Source organism: Paraburkholderia sp. 32, from assembly GCF_050435345.1.
Classification (GTDB): domain Bacteria; phylum Pseudomonadota; class Gammaproteobacteria; order Burkholderiales; family Burkholderiaceae; genus Paraburkholderia; species Paraburkholderia tuberum.
Genome location: NZ_JBNDKD010000001.1, coordinates 2,948,491 through 2,973,860, shown reverse-complemented (window position 1 = coordinate 2,973,860; position 25,370 = coordinate 2,948,491). Strand labels below are relative to the sequence as shown.

At 65.4% G+C, this 25,370-nt stretch carries 24 protein-coding genes, 1 rRNA gene and 1 pseudogene; 20 read left to right on the top strand and 6 right to left on the bottom strand.

Annotated elements, in window-relative coordinates:
* Positions 1-74 precede the first annotated feature (74 nt).
* Positions 75-458, top strand: coding sequence for a hypothetical protein (locus OKW26_RS13735; RefSeq protein WP_429353941.1), 384 nt, complete (start codon positions 75-77; stop codon positions 456-458).
* Between the two features lie 47 nt (positions 459-505).
* Complete coding sequence (locus OKW26_RS13730; RefSeq protein WP_429353940.1) at positions 506-982, top strand: OsmC family protein; 477 nt, start codon at positions 506-508, stop codon at positions 980-982.
* Between the two features lie 70 nt (positions 983-1,052).
* Here OKW26_RS13730 and OKW26_RS13725 read toward each other — a convergent pair whose 3' ends face one another.
* A complete protein-coding gene (locus OKW26_RS13725) occupies positions 1,053-1,286 on the bottom strand; it encodes a hypothetical protein (protein WP_429353939.1) in 234 nt (77 codons plus the stop codon).
* Between the two features lie 86 nt (positions 1,287-1,372).
* Positions 1,373-1,843: an Lrp/AsnC family transcriptional regulator gene (locus OKW26_RS13720; protein ID WP_429353938.1), complete on the bottom strand. Its 471-nt coding sequence runs from the start codon at positions 1,841-1,843 to the stop codon at positions 1,373-1,375.
* Positions 1,844-1,997: 154 nt separating this feature from the next.
* On the opposite strand from OKW26_RS13720, the gene OKW26_RS13715 reads away from it, so the two are divergent.
* Both OKW26_RS13715 and OKW26_RS13710 read left to right on the top strand, forming a co-directional pair.
* Entirely contained in the window at positions 1,998-2,678 is a 681-nt protein-coding gene (locus tag OKW26_RS13715) for a LysE family translocator (RefSeq protein WP_184068080.1), read from the top strand.
* A 145-nt stretch (positions 2,679-2,823) separates the two neighbouring features.
* Positions 2,824-3,150 carry a YnfA family protein gene (locus OKW26_RS13710; protein ID WP_187613128.1) on the top strand — a complete coding sequence of 109 codons (327 nt, stop codon included), beginning with the start codon at positions 2,824-2,826 and terminating at the stop codon, positions 3,148-3,150.
* A 35-nt stretch (positions 3,151-3,185) separates the two neighbouring features.
* Here OKW26_RS13710 and OKW26_RS13705 read toward each other — a convergent pair whose 3' ends face one another.
* Positions 3,186-3,698: a DUF1993 domain-containing protein gene (locus tag OKW26_RS13705; RefSeq protein WP_184068086.1), complete on the bottom strand. Its 513-nt coding sequence runs from the start codon at positions 3,696-3,698 to the stop codon at positions 3,186-3,188.
* 311 nt (positions 3,699-4,009) lie between these two features.
* Between OKW26_RS13705 and OKW26_RS13700 the strand changes: the two genes are divergently transcribed.
* The 5 genes from OKW26_RS13700 to OKW26_RS13680 all read left to right on the top strand — a co-directional run bounded on the left by OKW26_RS13700 (position 4,010) and on the right by OKW26_RS13680 (position 9,185).
* A complete protein-coding gene (locus tag OKW26_RS13700; RefSeq protein WP_429353937.1) occupies positions 4,010-5,569 on the top strand; it encodes a S53 family peptidase in 1,560 nt (519 codons plus the stop codon).
* 80 nt (positions 5,570-5,649) lie between these two features.
* Positions 5,650-7,314: a S10 family peptidase gene (locus OKW26_RS13695; protein WP_429353936.1), complete on the top strand. Its 1,665-nt coding sequence runs from the start codon at positions 5,650-5,652 to the stop codon at positions 7,312-7,314.
* Between the two features lie 184 nt (positions 7,315-7,498).
* Positions 7,499-8,173 (top strand): hypothetical protein, encoded by a 675-nt coding sequence (locus tag OKW26_RS13690; RefSeq protein ID WP_429353935.1) that lies wholly within the window; start codon positions 7,499-7,501, stop codon positions 8,171-8,173.
* 79 nt (positions 8,174-8,252) lie between these two features.
* Positions 8,253-8,603 carry a hypothetical protein gene (locus OKW26_RS13685; protein ID WP_184036667.1) on the top strand — a complete coding sequence of 117 codons (351 nt, stop codon included), beginning with the start codon at positions 8,253-8,255 and terminating at the stop codon, positions 8,601-8,603.
* Positions 8,604-8,918: 315 nt separating this feature from the next.
* Positions 8,919-9,185 carry an RNA-binding protein gene (locus OKW26_RS13680; protein WP_184054915.1) on the top strand — a complete coding sequence of 89 codons (267 nt, stop codon included), beginning with the start codon at positions 8,919-8,921 and terminating at the stop codon, positions 9,183-9,185.
* Between the two features lie 111 nt (positions 9,186-9,296).
* Here the strand turns inward: OKW26_RS13680 and nadE are convergent, their stop codons facing one another.
* Positions 9,297-10,157, bottom strand: a complete 861-nt coding sequence (nadE, locus tag OKW26_RS13675) for an ammonia-dependent NAD(+) synthetase (protein WP_429353934.1) — start codon at positions 10,155-10,157, stop codon at positions 9,297-9,299.
* Between the two features lie 450 nt (positions 10,158-10,607).
* Between nadE and OKW26_RS13670 the strand changes: the two genes are divergently transcribed.
* Positions 10,608-11,555, top strand: coding sequence for a L,D-transpeptidase (locus tag OKW26_RS13670; protein WP_429353933.1), 948 nt, complete (start codon positions 10,608-10,610; stop codon positions 11,553-11,555).
* 36 nt (positions 11,556-11,591) lie between these two features.
* On the opposite strand, the gene OKW26_RS13665 is transcribed toward OKW26_RS13670, so the two are convergent.
* Both OKW26_RS13665 and OKW26_RS13660 read right to left on the bottom strand, forming a co-directional pair.
* Entirely contained in the window at positions 11,592-12,461 is an 870-nt protein-coding gene (locus tag OKW26_RS13665; protein ID WP_184068103.1) for a DMT family transporter, read from the bottom strand.
* An 86-nt stretch (positions 12,462-12,547) separates the two neighbouring features.
* Positions 12,548-14,104: an ABC1 kinase family protein gene (locus OKW26_RS13660; protein WP_429353932.1), complete on the bottom strand. Its 1,557-nt coding sequence runs from the start codon at positions 14,102-14,104 to the stop codon at positions 12,548-12,550.
* Positions 14,105-14,399: 295 nt separating this feature from the next.
* Here OKW26_RS13660 and OKW26_RS13655 point away from each other — a divergent pair, with 295 nt between their 5' ends.
* The 10 genes and pseudogenes from OKW26_RS13655 (at position 14,400) to OKW26_RS13610 (ending at position 25,323) form a co-directional block, all read left to right on the top strand.
* A complete protein-coding gene (locus OKW26_RS13655; RefSeq protein ID WP_184068108.1) occupies positions 14,400-15,155 on the top strand; it encodes a DeoR/GlpR family DNA-binding transcription regulator in 756 nt (251 codons plus the stop codon).
* Between the two features lie 506 nt (positions 15,156-15,661).
* Entirely contained in the window at positions 15,662-16,753 is a 1,092-nt protein-coding gene (phnS, locus tag OKW26_RS13650; RefSeq protein ID WP_429353931.1) for a 2-aminoethylphosphonate ABC transporter substrate-binding protein, read from the top strand.
* Positions 16,754-16,826: 73 nt separating this feature from the next.
* Positions 16,827-17,927, top strand: coding sequence for a 2-aminoethylphosphonate ABC transport system ATP-binding subunit PhnT (gene phnT, locus OKW26_RS13645; protein WP_090806214.1), 1,101 nt, complete (start codon positions 16,827-16,829; stop codon positions 17,925-17,927).
* Positions 17,905-18,867: a 2-aminoethylphosphonate ABC transporter permease subunit gene (locus OKW26_RS13640; protein WP_429353930.1), complete on the top strand. Its 963-nt coding sequence runs from the start codon at positions 17,905-17,907 to the stop codon at positions 18,865-18,867. Before phnT ends, OKW26_RS13640 begins: the two co-directional genes overlap by 23 nt.
* On the top strand, positions 18,857-19,720 hold the full coding sequence (phnV, locus tag OKW26_RS13635; RefSeq protein WP_187613138.1) for a 2-aminoethylphosphonate ABC transport system, membrane component PhnV: 864 nt from the start codon (positions 18,857-18,859) through the stop codon (positions 19,718-19,720). The genes OKW26_RS13640 and phnV overlap by 11 nt, the downstream gene beginning before the upstream one ends.
* Positions 19,721-19,827: 107 nt before the next feature.
* Positions 19,828-20,583, top strand: coding sequence for a phosphonate utilization associated transcriptional regulator (locus OKW26_RS13630; RefSeq protein ID WP_429353929.1), 756 nt, complete (start codon positions 19,828-19,830; stop codon positions 20,581-20,583).
* Positions 20,584-20,689: 106 nt separating this feature from the next.
* Complete coding sequence (gene phnA / locus OKW26_RS13625) at positions 20,690-21,970, top strand: phosphonoacetate hydrolase (RefSeq protein ID WP_429354239.1); 1,281 nt, start codon at positions 20,690-20,692, stop codon at positions 21,968-21,970.
* A pseudogene (locus OKW26_RS13620) lies at positions 21,967-22,724 on the top strand (aldehyde dehydrogenase family protein). The gene phnA and the pseudogene OKW26_RS13620 overlap by 4 nt, the downstream one beginning before the upstream one ends.
* Before the next feature lie 3 nt (positions 22,725-22,727).
* Positions 22,728-23,288 (top strand): phosphonate degradation HD-domain oxygenase, encoded by a 561-nt coding sequence (locus tag OKW26_RS13615; RefSeq protein ID WP_184068126.1) that lies wholly within the window; start codon positions 22,728-22,730, stop codon positions 23,286-23,288.
* 502 nt (positions 23,289-23,790) lie between these two features.
* Positions 23,791-25,323 (top strand): 16S ribosomal RNA (locus OKW26_RS13610).
* Positions 25,324-25,370: the final 47 nt, after the last annotated feature.

Genomic DNA, 25,370 nt, shown 5'->3' with positions numbered 1-25,370 from the left:
CGCCGCTGCATCGGTCGCGCGATCGGCTCAGAATAGATATCGTGCTCGGCGGATCGATGCGATTGGGGGTGGCTATGAAGACAGCAACAGGTGGGATCGTGTGGTCGGCGTTGCTTGCGGCCCTGTTGACGGTGGGGGCCGCTGCAACGGTAGAGGCCCAGCAACCGGGCAATCCTGGCGGCAGCCAGAACGGCACTCATGCGGGCACGAACGCGGGCACCAGCGGGGGCAGCGGCAATGCGGCTGTCGGCGGCGCGATGGGCATCGGTACCGGCGTCAGTCCGAGTGCCATGCCGGGGCCCGGCATGTCGGCGGGCGGCTCGTATGGGCTCGGCTCGGGTGGCGCGACCGGCTCGGGCGCCGCGCTCAACAACAGGCGCGCGAACGGCACGGCGCTCTATATGAATCCCGACCCACGCGCGCCGAACGTGACCGGCCGCGCGGCGCCGCCGCGCTAGTGTGGCGCGGATAGAATGCAGGTCCGATCCGACCAAAGGGGAAGCGAATGGCGCACGGCGAGCACAAGTACCACGTATCGGTGAAATGGACCGGCAACCGCGGCAGCGGTACCTCCGGCTACCGCGACTACGACCGCGATCACGTGATTTCTTCCGGCGGCAAGCCCGACATTCCGGGCTCGTCGGATCCGGCGTTTCTCGGCGACGCGACGCGCTGGAATCCCGAGGACCTGCTGGTCGCGTCGGCGAGCGCGTGTCACAAGCTGTGGTATCTGCATCTGTGCTCGGAGGCGGGCATCGCCGTGCTCGACTATCGCGACGACGCCGAAGGCACGATGCTCGATACTGCGCAGGAAGGCCGCTTTTCGCAGATCGTGCTGCGCCCGCGCGTGACGATCCGCGCGAGCGGCGATGTCGAGCTGGCCACGCATCTGCATCACGTCGCGCATCAGAAGTGCTACGTCGCGAACTCCGTCAATTTTCCGATTCTCTGCGAGCCGGTGGTGGAGACGGACGCGCGTTAAGGCGCATGCGGCGGCGCGAAGCGTGCGAGCCGGCTGGCGAGCGGGGCGCCGGCCAGACGCTCGCTAGCGCTCAACGATTGCCGTCGAGCAGATCGCCGAGCAGTTCGTCGAACGCGGCTTGTGCGTCTTCGAGTTCCTGCAGCGCGGCGTCGAAAGTCTGCAACGCAAATTGCGAGGGTTTGCCGCTGCCTGACGGCGGGAATTGCGATTGCAGCGACGCGAACGCGGTCTGCACCCGCTTGGTGGCGGTCAACACGCGTTCCATTGCGGCGGTTTCTTCGGCTCGCGCCTTGTCGTGATCCATGAGAACTCCGGGGTCGTCGGGTTGCGTCGGAACGGCTCGTGCCGCTTCAAAAGGGGACTAAAGGGGGGACTATGCCACGTTCGCGCTCAGGACAGCGGCAGACCGCCAAACGCTTTCACTTCGCGCAACGATAAGGCCGATTCCACCGACGTCACGCCCGGCAGGCCGCGCAGTTCGTCGCGCATGAACGTGCCGTAGTCGTCGAGGTCGCGCGCGACGATCTGCAGGATGTAGTCGGCGCTGCCCGACACGTTGTGGCACGACAGGATCCGCGGGATCGCCTGCACCTCGCGCTCGAAGCGCGTGGCCACCACGCGGTCGTGCACCGCGAAGCGCACGAGCACGAACGCGATCACGCCCAGACCGAGCCCGGCGCGCGACAGCACCGCGCGGTAGCGGTCGATGTAACCATCGTTCTCCAGACGTTTCAGACGCCGCGCGCAAGGCGTCTCGCTGAGGCCGACCATCTCGGCGAGACGCGCATTCGACATGCGGCCGTCGTTTTGCAGCGCTGCGAGAATCGCGCGATCGGTTTTGTCGAGATCGTCCGTGGGCATGGTCGGGAGGGGGGCTGCAGGGTGGTGGAAGGCGTCGCCAGATGTCGAAATATTAGCGCATTCCGCTATTTTTTGAATGCGGAGGACTGAAAGTCGCCAGCAAACGCTCCGCATCCGATAGCAACATGGAGTCTCGAACAACAAGGAGGCGCCGATGATTTCCGCTCACCTGCTGGCCGTCTACGTGGCGGCATTGATTGTCGTTTATGCGGTGCCCGGGCCGGACATGGCGCTGATCCTGCAAACCAGCATCGCGCGCGGCGTGCGCAGCGGCTTTGCGGCCGCGGCGGGGCTCGGCGTATCGCGCGCGACGCACGTGACGCTGTCGGCGTGCGGCATGGCGGCGCTGCTGCGCAACGCGCCGTGGCTGTACGACGCGGTGCGCTATGCCGGCGCCGTCTATCTCGCGTGGGTGGGGATTCAAATCTTCCGCTCGCCCGGGTTCGCATTGCCGGCCGGGTCGCGCGACAAGCAAGCGGCCGGCGCGCCGCGAGTGGAATCCACTGCTTCGAGCGATGCGGGCAATGCGGTGCGGCCGTTGCGGACCGCGTTCGTCAAAGGTCTGCTGACGAACCTGCTCAACCCGAAGGCGCTACTGTTCTGCTCGGTGCTGTTGCCGCAATTCGTGCGGCCGGAAGCGGGGCCGGTAGCGTGGCAGATGATCGAGCTTGGTGTCGTGCTGCTCGTGATCGGCGCATGCTTCGACGCGTTGTATGCGATCGGCGCTGCGCGCATCGCCAACTGGATGCGCGTCCATCCTTTGGCGCAGACCGTACAACGGTGGACCTTCTCGGCTGCGTTGATCGGCTTCGCGCTGCGGCTTTCGCTGGATTGAAACTCGGAGCAGGCTTTTGCATTCGTCGCGCGTGCGCATACAGCCGATGCAAAGGCCGCGGTGCCAGGTGATTGTGTTAATAAAGCCGATAGCGCAGCCGGCCGCGCGCACGCGCGGCGACACAACCACCTTCTCACGCTCATCGATGCAAACCTTCCTGCTGTATGTCGTGACCGCTGTCGCCGAGATTCTCGGCTGTTACCTGCCGTGGCGCTGGCTAAAACAGGGCGGCTCCGCGTGGCTGTTGCTGCCAGGCGCGGCAAGCCTCGCGCTATTCGCGTGGCTGCTGACGCTGCATGGCACCGCAGCGGGCCGCGTGTATGCGGCCTACGGCGGCGTGTACGTGGCGGTCGCGATTGCGTGGCTGTGGGTCGTGGACGAGGTGCGGCCCACGCCGTGGGACGCGGCAGGCGTCGCGCTGACGCTGGCCGGCATGGCGGTGATCGCATTCCAGCCGCGCCTGCACGCGTGAGGGCGGCCGCGCGATCGACGACCCGCCTGCTCCGTTTACTGCTGCATCCCGCCCAGATAGTCGAGCTTACCGAGCTCGACACCGTTATGACGCAGGATGTCATACGCGGTCGTCACGTGGAAATAGAAGTTCGGCAGCACGAAACCGAACAGATATGACGCTCCGGTGAACTCGATCGAACCCGTCCGCATTTTCAGCGTGATGGTGCGGCTTTCCGAACCGTCGATCTGCGCCGCGTTGAATTCCTTCAGGTAATCGATCGTTTTCTGGATACGGGCCTGCAGTTCATCGAAAGTCTGCTCGACGTCGTCGAACTTCGGCGGCTCGACGCCGGCGAGGCGCGCCGCGCAACCCTTCGCGGTATCGCTCGCGATATACACCTGGCGCACGAACGGCAGCATGTCCGGCGCGAGCCGGGCATTCGTGAACACCGACGGTTCGATCTGCTTCGCGGCCGCGTGCGCTTCGGCCTTGCCCAGGATGGCCTGCAGGTTCGTGAGGCCGCGAATCAGCACAGGCAGTGATGCTTGATACATCGAAATTGACATGGGTTCCTCTGATTTCTCGATCGTGCGCGCAGGCGGCGCGCGCGGCAATGAAACGGCGGGAATGCCGCTTGAGCATCATAGCGTGTCGCATCCACGCCGCGCATTAGACCCTGGCCATGCGGACGACTGTCGCGCTGGCCGGAACTGTGTTCGAATGCTTTGGTCGGACGCTTGGACGAAGTTCTTGAACAACCCCTGCCGCGTATCGCCACGATGCGCTTCATGCAGGCGCGTGGCGTGCCTGGCCGCCGCCGGGCCGCGCGGTCGTGCATGACCGCGTGCCAAGCCACGCTAAAAGGAGAGTCGATACCATGGTCACCAAGCATCCATTGCCGGGCAGCGAGCGAAAGGTCGCGCAGGGCACGACGGTCATCGGGCAATGCGATCCCGCCGAGCGGATCGAGGTCTTCGTGATGCTGCGCCGCCAGCAGCAGGCGCAGTTCGACGCCTTGATGAAACGCATCGAAGCCGGCGACGCGAGCGTGAAGCCGCTGTCGCGCGAGGCGCTCGCCCAGGACTACGGCGCCGCGCCCGATGACATCGCGAAGGTCCGCGCGTTCGCGGCCGCGCATGGGCTCACCGTCGCGCGCGAGGATCCGGCGGCGCGCTCGGTGCTGCTGAGCGGCACGATCGCGCAATTCCAGAGCGCGTTCGAGGTCAAGCTCGAGCTCTACCGGCATCACGCGGCCGGCCAGTTCCGTGGCCGCACCGGCACGATCAGCGTGCCGGACGATCTGCATGGCGTCGTGGAGGCGGTGCTCGGACTCGACAACCGGCCGCAGGCGCGTCCGCACTTTCGCATCCGGCCGCCGTTCGTGCCGGCGCGCGCCGGGCAGACCTCGTACTCGCCGCCGCAGCTCGCCTCGCTCTACCAGTTTCCGCAAGGCGACGGCGGCGGTCAGTGCGTCGGCATCATCGAGCTCGGCGGCGGCTACAACACGTCGGACCTCAAGACCTATTTCTCGAGCCTCGGTGTAAGCGAGCCGACCGTGACCCCGGTCGGCGTCGATCAGGCTGGCAACGAGCCGAGCGGCGATCCGAACGGGCCGGACGGCGAGGTCACGCTCGACATCGAGATCGTCGGCGCCATCGTGCCGGGCGCGGCCATCACCGTGTACTTCACGCAGAACAGCGACGCCGGCTTCATCGACGCGGTGAGCCGCGCGGTGCACGACACAACTAACAAGCCGTCGGTGATCTCGATCAGTTGGGGAGCGCCGGAATCAGTGTGGACCAGCCAGTCGATGCAGGCGCTCAACAGCGTACTGCAATCGGCGGCGGCGCTCGGCGTGACCATCTGCGCGGCCTCGGGCGACAGCGGGTCGAGCGACGGCTCGGGCGGCGGCGACGCGGTCGACTTCCCGGCGTCGAGCCCGTATGTGCTCGCCTGCGGCGGCACGCACCTGAGCTCGTCCGGTTCGGCGATCACGCGCGAGGTCGTGTGGAACGACGGCGAGCAGGGCGGGGCCAGCGGCGGCGGCGTGAGCAGCGCGTTTCCGGTGCCGGCGTGGCAGCGGGGTTTGTCGGTCACGGCGACGGGCGGCGGCGGCCAGCCGCTCGGCGGGCGCGGCGTGCCGGATGTCGCGGGCGATGCCTCGCCGTTGACCGGCTACGACGTGCTGGTCGACGGAATGCAAACGGTGGTGGGGGGCACCAGCGCGGTCGCGCCGCTGTGGGCGGCGCTGATCGCGCGCATCAACGCGGCGAAGGGACAGCCGGCCGGCTTCGTCAACGCTAAGCTGTACAAGGCGCCGGGCGTCTGCAACGACATCACGCAGGGCAACAACGGCAGCTTCGCGGCGTCGAAGGGGTGGGATGCCTGCACGGGACTGGGCAGCCCCAATGGCGGGAAGGTGGCGGGCGCACTATAGTCTGCAACACAGCGCATAACACAACAACGAGACGTAAGAACGAGGACGCATGGCAATTAAAACGAACCCTTGGAGCGATCATGACGAATACAGAATCAGCTTCCGGTAGCCAGCATTCGCCGCACAACACGCATGCCACGGCCTCGGCAGGCGCGTCCACCGCCACGAGCGCGCCGCACAAGGCCGGCGACCAGCCGCTCTTCGACCCGCTCGCCTATGGCAACGGCCCGGACGATTCGGTTACCGATACAGTCGAGACGGCCGCGATCACGCATCATTCGGTGACGATCGGCGCTCACAAGATCGACTACACGGCGACCGCGGGCCATCTGGTGATCGTCGATCCGAGCAGCTCGCAACCGTCGGCGAGGATGTTCTACGTCGCGTTCACGCAGGACCATCAGAAAGAAGAAACGCGGCCGGTCACGTTTTTCTATAACGGCGGGCCGGGGTCGTCGTCGGTATTCGTGCTGCTCGGCTCGTTCGCGCCGCGCCGCATCAAGACGTCGATGCCGGGGTTCACGCCGCCCGCGCCTTATTCACTCGAAGACAATCCGGACAGTCTGCTCGACAAGAGCGACCTGGTGTTCATCAATCCGGTCGGCACCGGCTATTCGGCGGCGATCGCGCCGAAGAAGAATCGCGACTTCTGGGGCGTCGATCAGGACGCGGATTCGATCAAGCAGTTCATCAAGCGTTTCCTGACGAAGAACAACCGCTGGAATTCGCCGAAGTATCTATTCGGCGAGTCCTACGGCACGGCGCGTAGCTGCGTGCTCGCGTACCGGCTGCACGAGGATGGGGTCGATCTGAACGGCATTACGCTGCAATCGTCGATTCTCGATTACACGCAATCGGGCAATCCGGTCGGCGCGCTGCCCACGGCGGCCGCTGACGCGTGGTATCACAAGAAGCTCGGCGTCGCGCCGCGGCCGACCGATCTCGGCGCGTTCGCCGAGGAGGTCGCGCAGTTCGCGCGCACCGACTACCTGGCCGCGCTGCGCAAGTTCCCGACCACAGATTCCGCGACCACCGAAAAGCTCAGCGAATACACCGGCATCGACAAAACGACGCTGCTCGCGTGGAGCCTCGACATCGCGGGCTACGACAGCCGCGGCAATTCGCTGTTCCTGACCACGTTGCTGAAGTCGCAAGGCCTCGCGCTCGGCGCCTACGACGGCCGCGTGACCGCGATCGACACCGGCATCGCCGGCAAGATCGACCCGAACTCCGGCGGCAACGATCCGACGATGACCGCGGTCACCGGCGTCTACACGACGATGTGGAACGTCTATCTGAACGAGCAGTTGAAGTACACGTCGAACTCGTCGTTCACCGACCTCAACGATCAGGCGTTCAAGTACTGGGATTTCGGCCATATCGATCCAACCGGCGCGCAGAAGGGTCTCGACTCGACAGGCAACATCATTCTGTACACGGCCGGCGACCTTGCCGCCGTGATGGCGCTCAATCCCGACCTCAAGGTGCTGTCGGCGAATGGCTTTTTCGATTTCGTCACGCCGTTCTATCAGACCGTGCTCGATCTGCAGCAGATGCCGCTGGTCAGTCAGCAGGTGCGGCAGAACCTGTCGGCACGGTTCTATCCATCGGGGCATATGGTGTATCTCGATGGCGGTTCGCGCACCGCGCTGAAAGCCGACCTCGCAAAGATGTACGAAGAGACGGTGTCGAACGCGCAGGCGCTCGGGCGCATCCGCGCGTTGCAGGCGCGGGTGGCGAAGTAGAGGCGGCGGGGCGCCCCCACTCATCGCGACGTCGCGCTGGGTTGGTCTGCGCCGGCTCGCGGCGGCTGCCGCGAGCCGGCAAACGCCGCGCCCTCATGTCCGGCTTTTGTACTCATCCATATTGAATGTGTTTTAATTGCCTTGCGAATTGAACTACCGCGTGCCGCCGCCGGCGCGCCGACGAATGAACGCAGGCATCGCAGACACCCATCGGCGCGGTCTTTCCCGCGACACGACCAGCAGCAATGACGCGGCCAACGCGCCGCGGCTCGGACGCACGCGCGTCCTTCGTCCGCGCGTGCGCATCACGCACCGTGCGCTGCTCGTCACCGTTGGCGCACTGCTCGCGCTGCGCATCGGAGATGCCGCCGCGCAACCGAGCGCCATGCTCGACGAACGCGTGAGCCAGCAGTCGATCGGCCAGACGATTTGCCGCCCCGGTTATGCGGAAACCGTCGCGCCGCCGTTCGACGAACTGATGGCGCACAAGGATCGCATGCTTGCCGCACGCGGCATCGATGCGGATGACGTCGCCGCGTTCGCGCTCGACCGCCGTGTGCCGATCATGCTCGGCGGATCGCCCGATGCGCCGGCCAATCTCGATCTATTGCCGTGGTCCGGCCCGCAGGGCGAGCGCCGCAAGGCACGCGCGGCGGCGCTGCTCAAGCGTTGCGTCTGCGAAGGCAAGCTGAGTCTCGCGCAGGCGCAAGCGGTGATCGTCGGCAACTGGTCGGCGGTGTATGCGGGCTTTGGCCAGGCGTCCTGCGACGTGAGCCGGCTCGAGTTCGCGACTCGCGACGACGATGGCGTCGACAGCGAAGACAGCCGACGCGGCGACGCGCATGCCCGCCAGCGTTGAGCGCGCCGCGCGTCCGCACGCTTGCGCATTCCTCGCGGAACCACGGTTCGCTGCCCCTCACTTTTTTCGGAGAAACACGATGACCCATTCCCGTCTCGCCGCCGTCGCGCTGACGATCGGCTGCCTGAGCGGCAGCGCCGCCGCAGTTGCCGTCGCGCCCGCGCATTGCGCGCGCGCCAATGAGCTCGAGATTCGCGGCGACGTGCCCGCGGCGCTCAGCTTCGACGTGTATCGGCAACTGCGCCCGCTGGATGCGCAGCGAATCGCGCTGTTCGAGGCCGCTGGCGAAGTGAAGCGTCTGCCCGACGGCCTGCCGGTATGCCAGATCGCCGATGACGGCGTCGAGGATCCTTCCGCGGTGCTGGTCCGTCTGCCGCACGGTAAGAATGCGTGGTGGGTGAGCGCGGCGAACGTGCAAGCGGCGGACTGATCGGCGCGATTTGGCGCGACCGATTCAGGTACAGTGCATCGACGGGGACGTTTCGCCATTGCCTACGACGCTGCGTCACAGTGTGTTCGCTGTCGAAGCGGGCTATCCTGACAACAGGATGCAATTCGCACAGGAGATTTGAACGATGGCCTTCTACTTGTCATGGCTCGCTATGGGGTTGGCCGGCGCGACCGGCGTGGTCGCACTTCGCGCACTCGGCGCGACTCAGACGAAGCAGCGTGCCGCGCTGCGAGCGGTGCGTATCGCAAGCGCTGACCAACGGACGGACCGCCAGGCGCGGCGAGGGTAGGCCGCATGAACCTGACCGTGCGCAATATCGCCGAATCGTGCAGCGAGCAGGACGTGCGGGAATTTCTGAAGCGCGAGCTCGGCCGTTACGCGAAACACGTCGAGGTGGTGGACGCCGGCAAGCCCGGCGCCTACGCGACGATCGAACTCGACGCGAGCGTGCCGTATGTCGGCGACGTGATCGCGCGGCAGATTCACGGCAAGCAACTGGGTGGCCAGCCGCTCGAAGCGAGCGCCGATCTGTTCAGCGACGAACCGCCGCCCGAGCAGTAAGCGCCGCGGATGGTGCAGTAAGCTCTATTGTTTTCGAAGGCGGTGGACAGGCGCGACGACGCGCGCATGTCCACCGCCTTTATTCGTTTGAGAGCGCCGTTCGCGGCCGCATCATTGCACATCCGGCGACGCCGGCCAATCGAACGGCGTATACGGCAGCGCCCGCTTGTGACGCGTCGCGTTGTAAAACTCCAGGACCACGTCACGCACGGTATCGCTGACAGGCTTGCCTTCGAGAAAATCGTCGATCGCGTCGTATGGGATGCCATATGCGTCTTCGTCGGGACGAAGCGGCCGCAGCATCTCGAGGTCGGCGGTCGGCACCTTATGCGCCAACGCGTCGGGCGCGCCGAGCGTATTCGCGACCGCACGCACGCGGCGCTTGCTGAGCCCGGCGAGCGGCAGCACGTCGGCGCCGCCGTCGCCGAACTTCGTGAAAAAGCCCATCACCGATTCGGCCGCGTGGTCCGTTCCGATCACGACGCCCGAGCGCGCGCCAGCCACCGCGTATTGCGCGATCATCCGCTGGCGCGCCTTGATATTGCCGTGCACGAAATCCCGCTGGGATTCGTCCTTGAACGACACGCCGCTTTTATCGAGCGACTCGAGCATCGCATCGGCTGCGGGTTTGATATCGATAGTCAGATTTTCGTCGGCGCGAATGAAGCGTAATGCCTCGAGCGCATCCGCTTCATCGCGTTGTTTGCCGTAAGGCAGACGGACGGCGACGAAACTCGCGTCGTAATGGTTCGCCCGCAAACGCTCGACCGCGAGTTGCGCGAGACGCCCGGCCGTAGTCGAATCGACGCCGCCGCTAATGCCGAGCACATAAGTTCTCAGGTGGCTGTTGCGCAGATAGTTCGCCAGAAAATCGACCCGGCGCTCGATTTCGCGGCTTGCGTCGAATTCGGCGGCGACGTGCATTTCGGTCGCGATGCGGGCCTGGCGCGCGGCTGGATCGGATTGAGCCATGATCGTTGTTGTCCTCGCGAGAGAAAAAGCGATTGAAGTGGCTTGAAACAGATTGCAAGCAGGTTGAAAAACGGCGTGAGTATCGGCACGTGCCGCCGTCTTCTGTCTACCTTTCGTCGAACGAAATCGTATATTGCCTTTTGGGGTTTGATTTTCCGATGACCGATTTAATTGCGTATTAATTGCGTTTTCGCTGGCATGTCGATTGTCGAAAACTAGCCGATCATTTTTGAAGAGTTCGCAGGTTAGAAGGTATTTTCATCGACACGCCTCGCTTCGCTGAGTAACATCGGTCGTGCCGAACGCCGCAGGGACCCGGCGTGCGATCAATAATAATCATGTTTGCTCCAAGACGCGATGAGATACCCAGATCGGCCTTGCCAGCCTGGATTGAACCGCCTGAGGATTTGCGCGTGGGTTTGCGCAGCCGTCGTCTCGAGTGCCGGTGCGATGGCGGCGCCGGTTCATGCGGCGGCGCCCGGTAGCGCTCAGTCACCTGCATCCACGACATCAGCGGCGCATACGGTGAATCTGGCCAATCCGGGCAACGCATGGAATGGCGCGAGCCGGCCGTTGCCCACGATCGACGCCGCCACCATCGCCGCGCCCGACGCGGCTGGCGTCGTCGATCCGCGCCGCGCGTTCCTGCTGCGCGACGTATTCGCGCGGGACGTGACGCGCCGGCTCAGACTGCCCGTCGCGGCGCAGCGAGCGTACGCCGATCGTCTGGAGACGGCGCTCAATGAGAACGAGCTTGGCAATCTGTCGGGCGAGTACGTGGTGCTCGTCGATCGCAATGCGAACGTGCAGGCGCTCCTGATTTACTTCCGCCCGGCGCCCGCCGACAACTGGCAGATGATCGGCGCATCCCCCGTATCCACGGGACGGCCCGGCGAGTACGACCACTTCATCACGCCGCTCGGCGTGTTCGAACATACGCCCGACAACATGGATTTTCGCTCCGAGGGCACGCAGAACGAAAACCATATTCGCGGCTACGGACGGCGCGATATGCGCATCTTCGACCTCGGCTGGGCGCTGGGTGAGCGCGGCTGGGGCAAGGGCGGCATGTCGCAGATGCGCTTCCAGATGCACGCGACCGACCCCGAGCGGCTCGAACCGCTGCTCGGCATTCGTCATTCGAAGGGCTGCGTGCGGATTCCCGCATCGCTGAACACGTTTCTCGATCGCTACGGGATTCTCGACGCAGCATATGCGCAGCTCGTCGATTCCGGCCAATCGCTGTGGGTGCTGAAAAGCGACCGGCAGATCATGCCGTGGGCGGGGCGTTTTATCGTCGTGGTCGATTCGCAGCGCAAGAGTCGGCCGGCGTGGTCGCCAGCACCGGGCGCGGTTGCGCGAGCGAAAATGCCCGCGCGCGCGGATACGGCCGACTGACGGGCGCTTGGTGGCGATGCTGGCGCGCGGCGCCCCTCACGACCTCGCCAACAACACGCCAGCCAGCGCGACCGCAAATCCGGCGATCTGCACTGGCAGCAGCGTTTCGCCGAACCCCAGATAGCCTTCGAGCGCGGCAAGCGGCGGCGCAAGAAACAGCAGAGCAGTCGCGCGCGCCGCATCGCCGCGCCGGACCATCCAGACGAGCAACGTGACGCTGATGCCGGACAGCATCACGATGCCCCACGCGAGCGATGCCCACAGCGTCGGCGACGCGATCCAGCGATGCTCACCGAGCGCCAGCGCCAGCACCCCAGCGACGATCGCCGCGCCGACGTTCTGCACGGCGCTCGCGCTGCGAATATCGGCCTTCGCGAGCGAGGTCTTCTGGAACAGCGTGCCCGCCGTGATCGCCCCCACCGCGACGATCGATATCAGCACGACCAGCCACGCGGGTGCGTTGCCGTGCGTGGGCGGCGTCGCGGCAGCGAGCTTCGGCGCGAGCACCAGCACGACGCCGGCGAGGCCGAGCGCCATGCCGCTCCAGCCGCGCCGCGACAAGCGCTCGCCGAACAGCGGCGCGGCGACGGCGGCCGTCGCGAGCGGCTGCAGCGCGCCGAGCAGCGCCATCACGCCGGCGCTCAGACCTTGCGCGACGGCCCAGTAGCCGGCGCCGAGATAGACGCCTTGCAGCAGCGCGCCCGCGGCCAGGTGCTTGCCGAAGTCGCGTCCGGTCGGCCAGGCTGCGCGCGCGACCAGCGTGGCCAGCGCGAAGACCAGCGCGGTGCCGCCGAAGCGGGCAAGCAGAAACAGATTGGGATCGGCGTAAGGCGTGATCGCGCGGGCGACCACGAAACCGGTCGACCACAGCACGACGAAGACGGCGGCAAGAAAGGAAGCGAGCATCGAGGCGGGAGGCGTGAAAAAGCCGCCATGTTGGCGGCACGGGCGGCGCGCGTCTTGTTCAAAGCTGCAAGGCGCGCGCGGGACCGTCACCACGCGAGCAGCGTCATCCCCGCTCCGAGCACGCCGCCACAGACGACGCATGCCCACAGCAGCCAGCGCGTGCGCCGGTATTCGCGCGCGAGATCCGCGAGCAGTTGCGCGTTCTGCTGCGGGGTGCCGGTGCGATCGTGCTGCTGCAGATAGCGCACCGCCAGTTGCGGCACGCGCGGCAGCATATGCGCGAGATGCGGCAGCTCGTGTGACAGTCGCTTGAGCCAGCCCCGATGATCGAGATCGCGTCGCGCGATATCGGCGAGCACGCCGCGCGCGATGTTCCATGTATCGATGCCCGGATGCAGCGCCCGCGCGAGCATCTCCGCCTGCTGGAACGAGCGCTGCGCGGTCGCGAGCGCGCCCGGCACGTGGCCGTCGAACCGTTGCACGCCGTGCAGTAGATGGTGAAACAGCGAACCCGCCGAGCGATCCTCGGGCGCCGCCGCGAAGTGCGCTTCGGCGCGCGTGCGCAACTCGGCTTCGAGCAGCTCGGCGCGCGTGTCGTCCGGCACGTGGCCGGCCTCGCGATGCATGTCGGCGAGCCGCCCGTAGTCCTGGTCGAACAACGCGGTCGCGCCGTGCACGAAAAATTCGCGCTCGTCGCTCGACAGCGTCGCCATGATCGAGAACTCCGCGAGCACGAGGCGCCCGAGCGTGTCCGGCTCGATGCTGACGCGCACGCGGCGCGCATCGAGCGTCGCGTGGAAGAAGCCATGCTCGAATGCCTGCTCGGTGACGACCTCGACGATATGCGCGGCGAGCGGCGCCAGCTTGATGCCGTGCGCGTGCAGACCGGGCAGGTCGCTCGCGGACAGCGTGTTGACGCGCTGCATCGTCAGCGTGTGGTCGGTGCACAGCTCCCAAATCACGTCCGGCACGACGATGCGCTTGTCGCCGTCGAAATCGTGGCCGGTCTGGCTCAGATTCGCGGCTTCGGCGCGCAGGTCGAAGCGGCGCAGGATGTCGTCGGTGAAGGTTTGCGCGAGCGCGCGCAACTGCAGCCGGCGCGCGACGCGCGACAGCTTTTCGAGCCAGCGCGCGACCCAGCGCAACAAAGCGAGTTCATCGCCGATCTGTTGCAATTGCTGCGCGCGCACGAGCTTGACGGCGACTTCGTGATGACCTTTGAGCGGCATCGCGAGCCGCGCGAAATGGGTCTGCTCGGCGAAGCCGCTGCGCACCGGCACGAGGTCGACCGCGCTGAACAGCTCGCCGAGCGGCCGGCCGAACGCGCGAGTCAAAGCCAGCGCGGAGTCGTCCGGCGACAGCGGCACTTCCATGTGATCGATGGCGTCCAGCGCGTCATGCAGCGTGCCGCTCGCGAGCTCGGGGCGCCTGGCGAGCGTCTGCGCGAAGCGGCTCGCGAGCGGACCGAGCGCCGGCAGCAGACCATGCAACTGCGCGCCGCTGCGCTCCGACGCATGCACGCGGCCGATCAGTTCGATCATCCAGTGCAGCTTGTGGTCGGGCGGGGCGGCGAGCCAGATCAGGCGCGCGCCGTAACGCAGCGCATGGAACAGCAGCAGTAGACGGCGAAACAGTGGCGGCATCGGCGGTTCGGTTGACGGGCGAGGCGTTGTGCGCGGGACTCGGCCGGGCGGCGGCGTTGCGTTCGCCGCATGGCCGGCGAGTCCAGCCGTCAAGGTTAGCAGGTCGGCGCGATGGCTGGCGTGTTCGCGCGCAAGGGCGGCTCGATGCAAGCCGAGCGCGCCATGAACGCGCCCCCACGCCACCCTGAGCGCCACCTGCACGCCAGCACCGACGACGCGCAATACGCGTAATACAATACGGCGGCCTTCCTCAACCACGGCGAAACCCAAGCGTGCCGGCTTCCGGCCTTCTCAGATGCTCGCAGAACAACGTCATCAATACATCCTCGCGCAAGTCGCAAAGAACGGCGCGCTGTCGGTCGCCGAACTGGTGCGCGAACTGAACGTATCGCGCGAAACGATCCGTCGCGACCTCAACGCGCTGGCCGGCCGCGGCCTGCTCGTGACGACACACGGCGGCGCGTTGTCGAGCGATCGGCGCGAGCCCGATCTCGATACGCGCGAAGCCGAGAACGCCGGTGCGAAGCGTGCGATCGGCGAGCGCGCGGCCGAGTTCGTGCCGGACGGCGCGTCGCTGATCATCGATTCGGGCAGCACCACGCAGTCGGTCGCGCGGGCGCTGCTCGACCGGCATCGGCTGACGGTCTACACCAACGACTGGCGCATCGCGCTGCTGCTCGGCCGACGCAACGACAATCGCGTGACGCTGCTCGGCGGCGAGCTGTCCGATATCGAAGACGCTACCTTCGGCCTCGACACGGTTCAGCAGCTCACGCAGTACCACGCCGATTTCGCGTTCATTGGCGCGGGCGGAATTTCGCCGGACGGCTATCTCACCGACTACAGCCGCATGGCGGCCGAAGTACGCAGCCGCATGATCGCCGCGGCCGACATGGTGGTCGTCGTCGCCGATCATTCGAAATTCGGACGCGTGACGCCGGTGCGCATCAACGGGATCGAGTCGGCGCGGTATCTGGTCACCGAACTGGCGCCCGAGCGCGCGCTTGGCACGGCGATCACCGCGCATGGTCCGGAGATTCTGATCGCCTGAGACGGGCTGGCGGGGCGGTTCCCGCCGCGTTCGTACGCCGCTCGCGCTGAGCGACATTCCGCGCCCGCCAAAATCTAAATACAAAAAAGCCACCCGCCCCCTCCGCATTTTCCCGACGCACCGTGCATACATCGTCATTTTCGCCATGTACGATCCACACGGGATCGGCGCGCGGGGTCCGCTTTGGGGTGGCGCGACGAATTCCATCGGTTGGCGGGAGTTGGCAATTTGTGTCGTTTTTTGGGATTCGGCGCAATCGTCATGGCCTTGTCATCGAAACCTGTGATTCTTGCCGTGCCCGCTCAGGCGCGGCAGGCAGCGCGGGTATGGTAGGGGGCTGTCAGGCAGGCTGGGCGAGAAGCGGCAAAGTTGTCGGCAATCTGCAATCCACGACAGACCGGCGCGGCAACCGCAGCGGGCAACACGCAAGCGGCGCGTGCCGCCGTTCAATCACTACAGGTATGGGTTATCCAGACCGTCTGGTTTTTAGCTTCGGAGAGAGCGACATGAAAAAGACGAATTCCCTTCACGCCGCGGCCGGCCTCGCGCGCAAACTGCTGCCGGCGCTGGTCGCCGCGGCCGCGTTCGGCGGTGCCGCGATGCAGGCTCATGCGGCCGACGCCGTCGTGCTGTACACGGCCGACGGCCTCGAAAATCTGTACAAGGATGTGCTGCCGGCCTTCGAAAAGAAGGAGGGCGTGAAGGTCAATATCGTCACGGCGGGTAGCGGCGAAGTCGTGAACCGCGCGACCATCGAGAAGGATCAGCCGAAGGCCGACGTGCTCGTCACGCTGCCGCCGTTCATTCAGCAGGCCGACCAGAGCGGCCTGCTGCAGGCGTACCAGAGCGCCAACTACAAGAACGTGCCGGCCATCGCGAAGGCGCCGAACGGCGCGTGGGCGACCTTCGTGAACAACTACTTCTCGTTCGCGATCAACCCCGAAGTCACGAAAACCGAGCCGAAGACGTTCGCGGACCTGCTGCACCCGGACTTCACCGGCAAGGTCGCGTATTCGAATCCGGCGACCGCCGGCGACGGCATGGCGGTGATCATCCTGACCTCGTCGCTGATGGGCGAAGACCAGGCGTTCGACTATCTGAAGAAGCTCGAGCAGAGCGCCAAGTTCCACACCAAGGGCACGGGCTATCTCGACGTGCTGCTGTCGCGCAACGAGATCGCGGTCGCCAACGGCGATCTGCAGATGGATCTCGACGACGCGGCCAACGGCGGCCTGTCGCTGAAGCCGGTGTTCCTCGCCGCCACGCCCGGCGGTCAGCCGACCACGTTCCAGCTGCCGTACGCGATCGCGCTGATCAAGAACGGTCCGAACCAGGCCGAGGGCAAGAAGCTGATCGACTATCTGATGTCGACGCAAGTGCAGTCGAAGGTGCCGGACATCTTCGGCATTCCGGGTCGCAGCGACGTGCCGCTCGCCGGCAAGAACGGCGAAGCGGTCAAGCAGGCGATCAGCGGCGTCAAGCTGATTCCGGTCGACTGGAACCACGTGATGGCGAAGAAGGCCGACTGGACCGCGCGCTGGAAGAGCGACGTGATCGGTTCGTCGGGCAAAGAGATCGAAGTGGTCAAGCCGAAGTAAGTCGATTCAGGCGGCGCTTCGCACGTAATGCGCGGCGCCGCATCAGCATTAATCCTGTTGGAGGACGACTCCGGTGAATACGGCCAGTCTCGCTCACCCCACTGCGCCCGGTGCTCCGCTGGATGCGCTCGACGCTGCGCGTTCGGACGCGCCGGGCGGCGTGCAGATCGATCACCTGACGGTGCGCTTCGGCGCGCGCACGGTGCTCGACGATCTGTCGTTGACCATCCGGCGCGGCGAGTTGCTCACCGTGCTCGGGCGCAGCGGCTGCGGCAAGACGACCTTGCTGCGCTTCATCGCGGGCTTCATCGAGGCCGACGGTCTGGCCGGCACGCTGACGGTGGCCGGCCGCGATCTGACGCACATGCCGCCGCACAAGCGCAACCTCGGACTGCTATTCCAGAGCTACGCGCTGTTTCCGCATCTGACGGTATTCGAGAACGTCGCGTTCGGGTTGCGCGCGCGGCGTATTCCGGCGCGCGACGTCGCGCGCCGCGTCGCCGAGGTGCTGAAGCTCGTGCAGCTCGGCGATGCCGGTCACGTGATGCCCGCGCAACTGTCGGGCGGCATGCAGCAGCGCGTGGCGCTCGCCCGCGCGCTCGTGATCGAGCCCGACGTGCTGCTGCTCGACGAACCGCTGTCGGCGCTCGATGCCAATCTGCGCGCGTCGGTGCGCTCCGAACTGAAGGCGCTGCATGAACGCCTGCCGAATCTGACGATCGTCTGCGTGACGCACGATCAGGACGACGCGCTCGTGCTGTCCGACCGCACGCTGCTGATGCGCGATGGCCATATCGCGCAGCTCGGCACGCCGCAGCAGCTGTACGACTCGCCGGCCGACGGCTTCGTCGCGCGCTACCTCGGCGCGGCCAATCTGCTGCCGCCGCAGGTCGCGTTCGGCATGGACGACGCGCGCTACAACGAGCGCGAACGTGTCGCGTGTCTGCGTCCGGAGGCGCTGCGCATCGTGCCGCTCGGAGAGGGGCAGTTGCACGGCGCGATCGCGTCGGTCGAGTGGTACGGCGCGGCCTTGTCGGTATCGGTCGTGCTCGATGCGCTGCCGAACGACCCCGTGCTCGTCACGCTGCAGCGTGGTCTCGGCATGACGCCGGAGAAGGGCGCGCGTGTTTCCCTGCGTTACGAGGCTGGCGATGTCGTCCTTATCAAGCCCTGATACGTCCAACCCGCTCGACCTTGCCGCGCAAGCCGAGGTCGAAGCCGCCGCCGCGCGCCGTCTCGCGAGCGCGGCGGCGCACGCGGCCGCCGTCAAGCGGCGCGAGCGCCTCGCGCAATGGCATCTGCTGTTCATTGCAGTCGTGGTGCTCGGACCGCTCGTCATCTATCCGCTGGTGCGGCTCGTGATGCTGAGTCTGACCGGCGCGCATGGCCTGTCTGGCCACGCGTATGTAACGTTCTTCGGTAACCCCGAAACGCGCGGCGTGATCGGCACCACGCTCGGCATCCTGTTCGCGAGTGCGAGCCTGGCGTCGCTGCTCGGCGTGGCGCTCGCGTCGCTGCTGTTCTTCAAGCCGTTTCCGGGCGCGCGCCTGGTCACGCGCTTTCTCGAACTGTTCGTCGCGTTCCCGTCGTTTCTGGTCGCGTTCACGCTGATCTTTCTGTATGGCTCGCAAGGCTCGGTCAGCATCGGGCTGCAGCGGCTGTTCAATCTGCAGGCGCCGCCGCTCGATTTTCTGTTCGGCATCGGCGGCGTGATTCTCGCGGAAGTCGTGTTCTATACGCCGTTCGTCGTGCGTCCGACGTTGGCATCGTTCGCGCTGCTCGACCAGCGACTGATCGAAGCCGCGCGCAGCCTCGGCGCGAACGGCCTGATGGTCGCGTTCAAGGTGATCCTGCCGCTCGCGTGGCCGGGCATCGCGGCCGGCACGATCCTGTGTTTTCTGCTGACGCTCAACGAGTTCGGCATTCTGCTGGTGCTCGGCAGCGCCCATCTGATCACGCTGCCGGTCGCGATCTACAGCGCCGCCACCGTCGATCTCGATCTGCCGACCGCCGCCGCCGGCGCGGTCGTGATGCTGCTGATGTCGTTGTCGTTGTACGCGTTGTACCGGCGCGTCAATCGTCGCAAGGTGAAAGGAGCCGGTCATGGCCGTTGAACTCGATCCGACCGTGCTGCCGGTCATGCACAAGAAGGGCCGGCCGGTGCGGCACAGCCTCGCGGTGCGACTGCTCGGCGGTCTGTTTCTCGGCTTTGCCGCGCTGCTGTGCTTCTGGCTGTTCGTGCTGCCGGTGTTGGTCGTCGCGCTATCGAGCGTCGCGTCGCACTGGTCCGGCACGATCCTGCCCGACGGCTTCAGCATGCGCTGGTTCGAGCGCCTCGGTTCGAGCGACTTCGACGCGCTGACCACCAGCCTCGAAGTCGGCATGGGCGTCGCGGTGCTCGGCACGATCCTCGGTTTGTGGCTCGCGCTCGCGCTGGAAGGACGCGACCGGCGCGGCCTCGGCGCCGTCATCGACACGATCGCGATGATGCCCAACGGCGTGCCGAGCGTCGTGCTCGGCCTCGCGGTGCTGATCGCGTATCACAAACGGCCGCTCGATCTGTCGAGCTCGGCGGCGATCGTGGTGTTCGTGCAGCTCGCGCTGGTACTGCCGTTCTGCTACCGCTGCGCGGCCGCCGCGCTGCGCCCGGAGGTGACCGTGTTGCGCGAAGCGGCCGCGAGCCTCGGAGCGCCGCCGTCGATGGTGCTGCGCCGCGTCGTGTTGCCGCAACTGGTGCCGGCGATACGCGCGAGTCTCGCGCTCGGCTTTGCGCTGTCGCTCGGCGAACTCGGCGCGACGCTGACCGTATATCCGCCAGGCTTCGCGACGGTGCCGATCGTCGTCGTCGGGCAGGTGGAACGCGGCTATTACCTGCCGGCTTCCGCGCTGTCGCTGATTCTGCTGCTGGTCTCGCTGGTCGCTCTGCTGCTGATCGCGGCGCGCGCTCCGCGGCGCCGGATCGACTGAGCCGACTGAGCCCCGACTGAGCCGAGTGATCGGCGAGCGATTTCGTTGATCTGAAGCACGCGCGCGAACCGGTGAGCATCGATGTAGATGTGGCAAAAGTTGTCAAAATGACAGAATATATGCACTCTGCTTCCGTCGATCCGATCGAGGTCCTGCGCCGCCATTCGCTGACGACGCTGGTGCGCGACGAGATCGAGCGGCATATCGTCGGCGGCATGCTGGTGCCGGGCGACAAGCTCAACGAAGCCGACTGGGCGGCGCGATTGCAGGTGTCGCGCGGGCCGGTGCGGGAGGCGTTTCGCGCACTAGAGCAGGCGGCTCTGGTGCGCACCGAGAAGAATCGCGGCGTGTTCGTGCGGACGGTGTCGCTCGCGGAGGCGGACGAGATTTACGCGGTGCGCGCGGTGCTCGAAGAGGGGGCGTGCCGGATGCTCGCGTCGAGCATCGATGCGGGCAAGCTCGCGGTGCTGCGCGACTGGGTCGACGCGATGCGCGCGGCGCTCGCGTCGCACGATCACGATGCGTATGCGCGCGCGAACGTCGCGTTTCACGATGCGCTGGTCGCGGCGGCGGGCAACACGAAGTTGTACGACACGTATCGCAGGCTCGTCAGCGAGCTGAGCCTGTTTCGGTGTGCGGCGCTAGTCGTGCAGGCCGACGCGATGGCGCGCTCGCTCGCCGAGCATCGCGCGATTCTGACAGCGCTCGCGTCGCGCGATGCGGAGCAGGCCGCGCAGTTGATGCGCGCGCATGTGCAGGGCGGGTTGCAGCGCGCGCATGCGGCCTGCGAGGCGGCGGGCGATGCGGCGCACGAGCAGCGCCTCCCGGCAGGCGCGGGTGCGGCCGGCTCGCGCGGGCGATGACGGCGCGGCGATGAAGCCGAGGCAAGCGTACCGGCAAACGCCGCGGCAGCTTCGCCCCACGAACAGACAACCCGGCGATGAAGCTTTTGCAATGACAACCCCGGCAATGGAAAACCACGCGATGACACACCCCGAGCAACGCACGATCGAGGTCAACGGCCGGAGCTACCGGCTGCCTTCGCAACCGACGGTCGTCGTCTGTGTCGACGGCTGCGAGTTTGCGTACCTGGAAGCGGCGGTCGCGGCCGGCGTCGCGCCGTTCATCGGTTCGATGCTCGAGGGCTGCGCGGCGTTTCGCGGCGACTGCGTGATCCCGTCGTTCACGAACCCGAACAACCTGTCGATCGTGACCGGCGTATTGCCGTCCGTGCACGGCATCAGCGGCAACTACTTCTGGGACACCCACGCGAACGACGGCGCGGGCGCGGCGGTGATGATGAACGATCCCGCCTACCTACGCGCGCCCACGCTGCTCGCGGCCGCCGCCGACGCGGGCGCCGCGGTCGCCGTCGTCACCGCGAAGGACAAACTGCGCGGGCTGCTCGGCTCGCAGTTGAAGGGCATCTGCTTTTCGGCGGAGAAAGCCGACGAGGTGACGCGCGAGGAAAACGGCATCGACGACGTGCTCGATCTGGTTGACCTGCCATTGCCCGACGTGTATAGCGCGGGGTTGTCGGAATTCGTGTTCGCGGCCGGCGTGCGGCTCGCGCAGACGCGCAAGCTCGACCTCATGTATCTGTCGACGACCGACTATATCCAGCACAAATGGGCGCCCGGCACCGAAGGCGCGAACGCGTTCTACGCGATGATGGACGGCTATCTCGCGAAGCTCGACGCGCTCGGCTGGGTGATCGGCCTCACCGCCGATCACGGCATGAACGCGAAGCACGATCCGCAAACCGGCGAGCCGAACGTGATCTATCTGCAGGACTTGCTCGACGACTGGCTCGACGCGTCGACGGCGCGCGTGATTCTGCCGATCACCGATCCGTACGTCGTGCATCATGGCGCGCTGGGTTCGTTCGCGACGGTCTATTTGCCGCGCGAGGTCGATGCTGCGTCCGTGATTGCGCGGATCGGCCGCCTGCCGGGAATCGAAGTCGTGCTCGATCGACGCGCCGCGTGTGCGCGCTTCGGGCTGCCTGAGGATCGCATCGGCGATCTGGTCGTGATCGGCACGAAGCATGTGGTGCTCGGCACGCGGCGCGACGAGCACGACCTGTCCGGGCTCACCGTGCCGTTGCGCTCGCACGGCGGGATTTCCGAGCAGGAAGTGCCGCTGCTGTTCAACCGGCGCGTTCAGCCGTCAGCCACCGGCAGCGAAGGCAAACGGCTGCGCAATTTCGATATCTTCGACGTCGCGCTCAATCGCGTGTCGACATCATGAACACGGCGCCGCGAGACCATCCTGAGTTCCGCGCCGAAGCGCTGCGGCTGAGCGGCGAGCGCGCGACGCGCGCCCGGACGCTCGACGTGTTCGATCCTTATACCGGCATGCGCGTCGGCACGGTGCCCTTCGCCAGCATCGACGATGTGCGCGCCGCGTTCGACTACGCGCTCGCGTATCGGCCGATGCTGTCGCGCTACGAGCGTTCGCAGATTCTCGAGCGCGCGGCGGTGCTGCTGCGTGAGCGGATCGAACCGGCGTCGGATCTGATTTCGCTCGAGTCGGGTCTGTCGAAGCAGGACTCGCGCTACGAGATCGGCCGCGTCGCCGACGTGTTCCGCTTTGCCTCGTTCGAGGCGCGCGCCTGCGCCTCGGCAACGAGCGCCGCGGCGCGTTGTATGCGCCGACCGTGCTCGACAACGTCGATCCGTCGATGACGCTCGTGCGCGAGGAAACCTTCGGGCCGGTGTCGCCGGTCATCGCGTTCGACACGCTCGACGATGCGATTCGCATCAGCAACGGAACACCGTTCGGGCTGTCGTCGGGCGTGTGTACGAACCGGCAGGACGCGATCACGCGTTTCATTAATGAGCTGCGCGTGGGCACCGTCAACGTGTGGGAAGTGCCAGGCTATCGGATCGAGCTGACGCCGTTCGGCGGCATCAAGGATTCGGGGCTAGGCTACAAGGAAGGCGTTCAGGAAGCGATGAAGAGCTTTACCAATCTGCAGACGTTTTCATTACCTTGGGAGTAACAGGTGGCATTGAGTCTCGACGATATCCGTGTGCTCTTCGAGCGACACGGCAGCCTCGCGTATAGCGGCGAGCCGGTGACGCAGCTCGAGCACGCGTTGCAGAGCGGCGCGCTCGCCGAGGCGGAAGGCGCGAGCGACGAACTCGTCGCCGCGGCGTTCTTGCACGACCTCGGCCATCTGCTGAACCTGCAAGGGGAGACGCCGACGGAACGGGGTGTCGACGATCTGCATCAGTATTTCGCCTTGCCGTTTTTGCGGCCGGTGTTGTCGGATGCGGTGCTGGAGCCGATTCGTCTGCACGTCGACGCGAAGCGCTGCCTGTGCGCGATCGACGCTACCTATTTTGGCCAGCTGTCCGCCGACTCGGTGCGCAGCTTGCAATTGCAGGGCGGGGTCTTCAGCAGGGAAGAGGCGCAGGCGTTTATTCAGAAACCGTACGCCGAAGACGCGATGCGTTTGCGCCGATGGGACGATCGCGCGAAAGAGAAGGATCGCGCGACGCCGGGGATTGACCATTATCTGGTCGTGGTCGAACGGGCGATGCGCGCGCATGCGACTGCGTGAGTCGAGGTGTTTTGGGTCGCGGTAGGTTGCGCGCCGAGCGGTCAAAATATCGCTTGCAAGTCCCGATGTCGGCGACTAGAATTCCGCACTTTCGTGCTCCGGACGCCGGGGTGCGGAGAAGCGGGAAGCCTTTGATGGCGTGGGCTTCGGCGGCGTGGGCAGGTTAGGCGAGTGATAAAAACCTGTTGACGATCCGACGGAAGTTCTCCATAATCTCGCTTCTCTGCTGCAGACGCAGCGACGCAAACGAAGCAGTGCCGGGTAGTGGTGGTTCAGGCGCGGCGGGTTTGGCGGACCGATCTTTAAAAACTAACAGTCGATAAGTGTGGGCGCTTGATGCGGAATGCGGCGGCGGATTCTCCGGAATCTGCTGTCAGGCAGAAGTATCAGAAGCCTCACACAGTATTAGAGGAAGGTTTGTCTGTCGAAAGACGGATCAATCATCGTCAGTACGTTGAGTGAGCGACCGGGTTCGAGAGAGCCCGAACACAGTAACAGGTTTGAACTGAAGAGTTTGATCCTGGCTCAGATTGAACGCTGGCGGCATGCCTTACACATGCAAGTCGAACGGCAGCACGGACTCCGGTCTGGTGGCGAGTGGCGAACGGGTGAGTAATACATCGGAACGTGTCCTGGAGTGGGGGATAGCCCGGCGAAAGCCGGATTAATACCGCATACGCTCGGGAGAGGAAAGCGGGGGATCTTTCGGGACCTCGCGCTCAAGGGGCGGCCGATGGCAGATTAGGTAGTTGGTGGGGTAAAGGCCTACCAAGCCGACGATCTGTAGCTGGTCTGAGAGGACGACCAGCCACACTGGGACTGAGACACGGCCCAGACTCCTACGGGAGGCAGCAGTGGGGAATTTTGGACAATGGGCGCAAGCCTGATCCAGCAATGCCGCGTGTGTGAAGAAGGCCTTCGGGTTGTAAAGCACTTTTGTCCGGAAAGAAAACCTCGTGGCTAATATCCGTGAGGGATGACGGTACCGGAAGAATAAGCACCGGCTAACTACGTGCCAGCAGCCGCGGTAATACGTAGGGTGCGAGCGTTAATCGGAATTACTGGGCGTAAAGCGTGCGCAGGCGGTGCTGTAAGACCGATGTGAAATCCCCGGGCTTAACCTGGGAACTGCATTGGTGACTGCAGCGCTGGAGTATGGCAGAGGGGGGTGGAATTCCACGTGTAGCAGTGAAATGCGTAGAGATGTGGAGGAACACCGATGGCGAAGGCAGCCCCCTGGGCCAATACTGACGCTCATGCACGAAAGCGTGGGGAGCAAACAGGATTAGATACCCTGGTAGTCCACGCCCTAAACGATGTCAACTGGTTGTCGGGCCTTCATTGGCTTGGTAACGTAGCTAACGCGTGAAGTTGACCGCCTGGGGAGTACGGTCGCAAGATTAAAACTCAAAGGAATTGACGGGGACCCGCACAAGCGGTGGATGATGTGGATTAATTCGATGCAACGCGAAAAACCTTACCTACCCTTGACATGTATGGAATCCTGCCGAGAGGCGGGAGTGCCCGAAAGGGAGCCATAACACAGGTGCTGCATGGCTGTCGTCAGCTCGTGTCGTGAGATGTTGGGTTAAGTCCCGCAACGAGCGCAACCCTTGTCCCTAGTTGCTACGCAAGAGCACTCCAGGGAGACTGCCGGTGACAAACCGGAGGAAGGTGGGGATGACGTCAAGTCCTCATGGCCCTTATGGGTAGGGCTTCACACGTCATACAATGGTCGGAACAGAGGGTTGCCAAGCCGCGAGGTGGAGCCAATCCCAGAAAACCGATCGTAGTCCGGATCGCACTCTGCAACTCGGGTGCGTGAAGCTGGAATCGCTAGTAATCGCGGATCAGCATGCCGCGGTGAATACGTTCCCGGGTCTTGTACACACCGCCCGTCACACCATGGGAGTGGGTTTTACCAGAAGTGGCTAGTCTAACCGCAAGGAGGACGGTCACCACGGTAGGATTCATGACTGGGGTGAAGTCGTAACAAGGTAGCCGTATCGGAAGGTGCGGCTGGATCACCTCCTTTCCAGAGCTGTGCATTCATTGCACTCAAGTGCTCACGCTTATCGGCTG

What these genes read in the sequence shown, in the direction of transcription:
- phnV (WP_187613138.1), top strand. Translation starts at nt 18,857, where the DNA reads ATGGCCGTTGAACTCGATCCGACCGTGCTGCCGGTCATGCACAAGAAG.
- OKW26_RS13660 (WP_429353932.1), bottom strand. Translation starts at nt 14,104, where the DNA reads ATGCCGCCACTGTTTCGCCGTCTACTGCTGCTGTTCCATGCGCTGCGT.
- OKW26_RS13665 (WP_184068103.1), bottom strand. Translation starts at nt 12,461, where the DNA reads ATGCTCGCTTCCTTTCTTGCCGCCGTCTTCGTCGTGCTGTGGTCGACC.
- OKW26_RS13715 (WP_184068080.1), top strand. Translation starts at nt 1,998, where the DNA reads ATGATTTCCGCTCACCTGCTGGCCGTCTACGTGGCGGCATTGATTGTC.
- OKW26_RS13700 (WP_429353937.1), top strand. Translation starts at nt 4,010, where the DNA reads ATGGTCACCAAGCATCCATTGCCGGGCAGCGAGCGAAAGGTCGCGCAG.
- nadE (WP_429353934.1), bottom strand. Translation starts at nt 10,157, where the DNA reads ATGGCTCAATCCGATCCAGCCGCGCGCCAGGCCCGCATCGCGACCGAA.
- OKW26_RS13670 (WP_429353933.1), top strand. Translation starts at nt 10,608, where the DNA reads ATGGCGGCGCCGGTTCATGCGGCGGCGCCCGGTAGCGCTCAGTCACCT.
- OKW26_RS13735 (WP_429353941.1), top strand. Translation starts at nt 75, where the DNA reads ATGAAGACAGCAACAGGTGGGATCGTGTGGTCGGCGTTGCTTGCGGCC.
- OKW26_RS13655 (WP_184068108.1), top strand. Translation starts at nt 14,400, where the DNA reads ATGCTCGCAGAACAACGTCATCAATACATCCTCGCGCAAGTCGCAAAG.
- OKW26_RS13695 (WP_429353936.1), top strand. Translation starts at nt 5,650, where the DNA reads ATGACGAATACAGAATCAGCTTCCGGTAGCCAGCATTCGCCGCACAAC.
- OKW26_RS13690 (WP_429353935.1), top strand. Translation starts at nt 7,499, where the DNA reads ATGAACGCAGGCATCGCAGACACCCATCGGCGCGGTCTTTCCCGCGAC.
- phnA (WP_429354239.1), top strand. Translation starts at nt 20,690, where the DNA reads ATGGAAAACCACGCGATGACACACCCCGAGCAACGCACGATCGAGGTC.
- phnS (WP_429353931.1), top strand. Translation starts at nt 15,662, where the DNA reads ATGAAAAAGACGAATTCCCTTCACGCCGCGGCCGGCCTCGCGCGCAAA.
- OKW26_RS13630 (WP_429353929.1), top strand. Translation starts at nt 19,828, where the DNA reads ATGACAGAATATATGCACTCTGCTTCCGTCGATCCGATCGAGGTCCTG.
- OKW26_RS13720 (WP_429353938.1), bottom strand. Translation starts at nt 1,843, where the DNA reads ATGCCCACGGACGATCTCGACAAAACCGATCGCGCGATTCTCGCAGCG.
- OKW26_RS13710 (WP_187613128.1), top strand. Translation starts at nt 2,824, where the DNA reads ATGCAAACCTTCCTGCTGTATGTCGTGACCGCTGTCGCCGAGATTCTC.
- OKW26_RS13680 (WP_184054915.1), top strand. Translation starts at nt 8,919, where the DNA reads ATGAACCTGACCGTGCGCAATATCGCCGAATCGTGCAGCGAGCAGGAC.
- OKW26_RS13725 (WP_429353939.1), bottom strand. Translation starts at nt 1,286, where the DNA reads ATGGATCACGACAAGGCGCGAGCCGAAGAAACCGCCGCAATGGAACGC.
- OKW26_RS13730 (WP_429353940.1), top strand. Translation starts at nt 506, where the DNA reads ATGGCGCACGGCGAGCACAAGTACCACGTATCGGTGAAATGGACCGGC.
- OKW26_RS13705 (WP_184068086.1), bottom strand. Translation starts at nt 3,698, where the DNA reads ATGTCAATTTCGATGTATCAAGCATCACTGCCTGTGCTGATTCGCGGC.
- OKW26_RS13640 (WP_429353930.1), top strand. Translation starts at nt 17,905, where the DNA reads ATGTCGTCCTTATCAAGCCCTGATACGTCCAACCCGCTCGACCTTGCC.
- OKW26_RS13685 (WP_184036667.1), top strand. Translation starts at nt 8,253, where the DNA reads ATGACCCATTCCCGTCTCGCCGCCGTCGCGCTGACGATCGGCTGCCTG.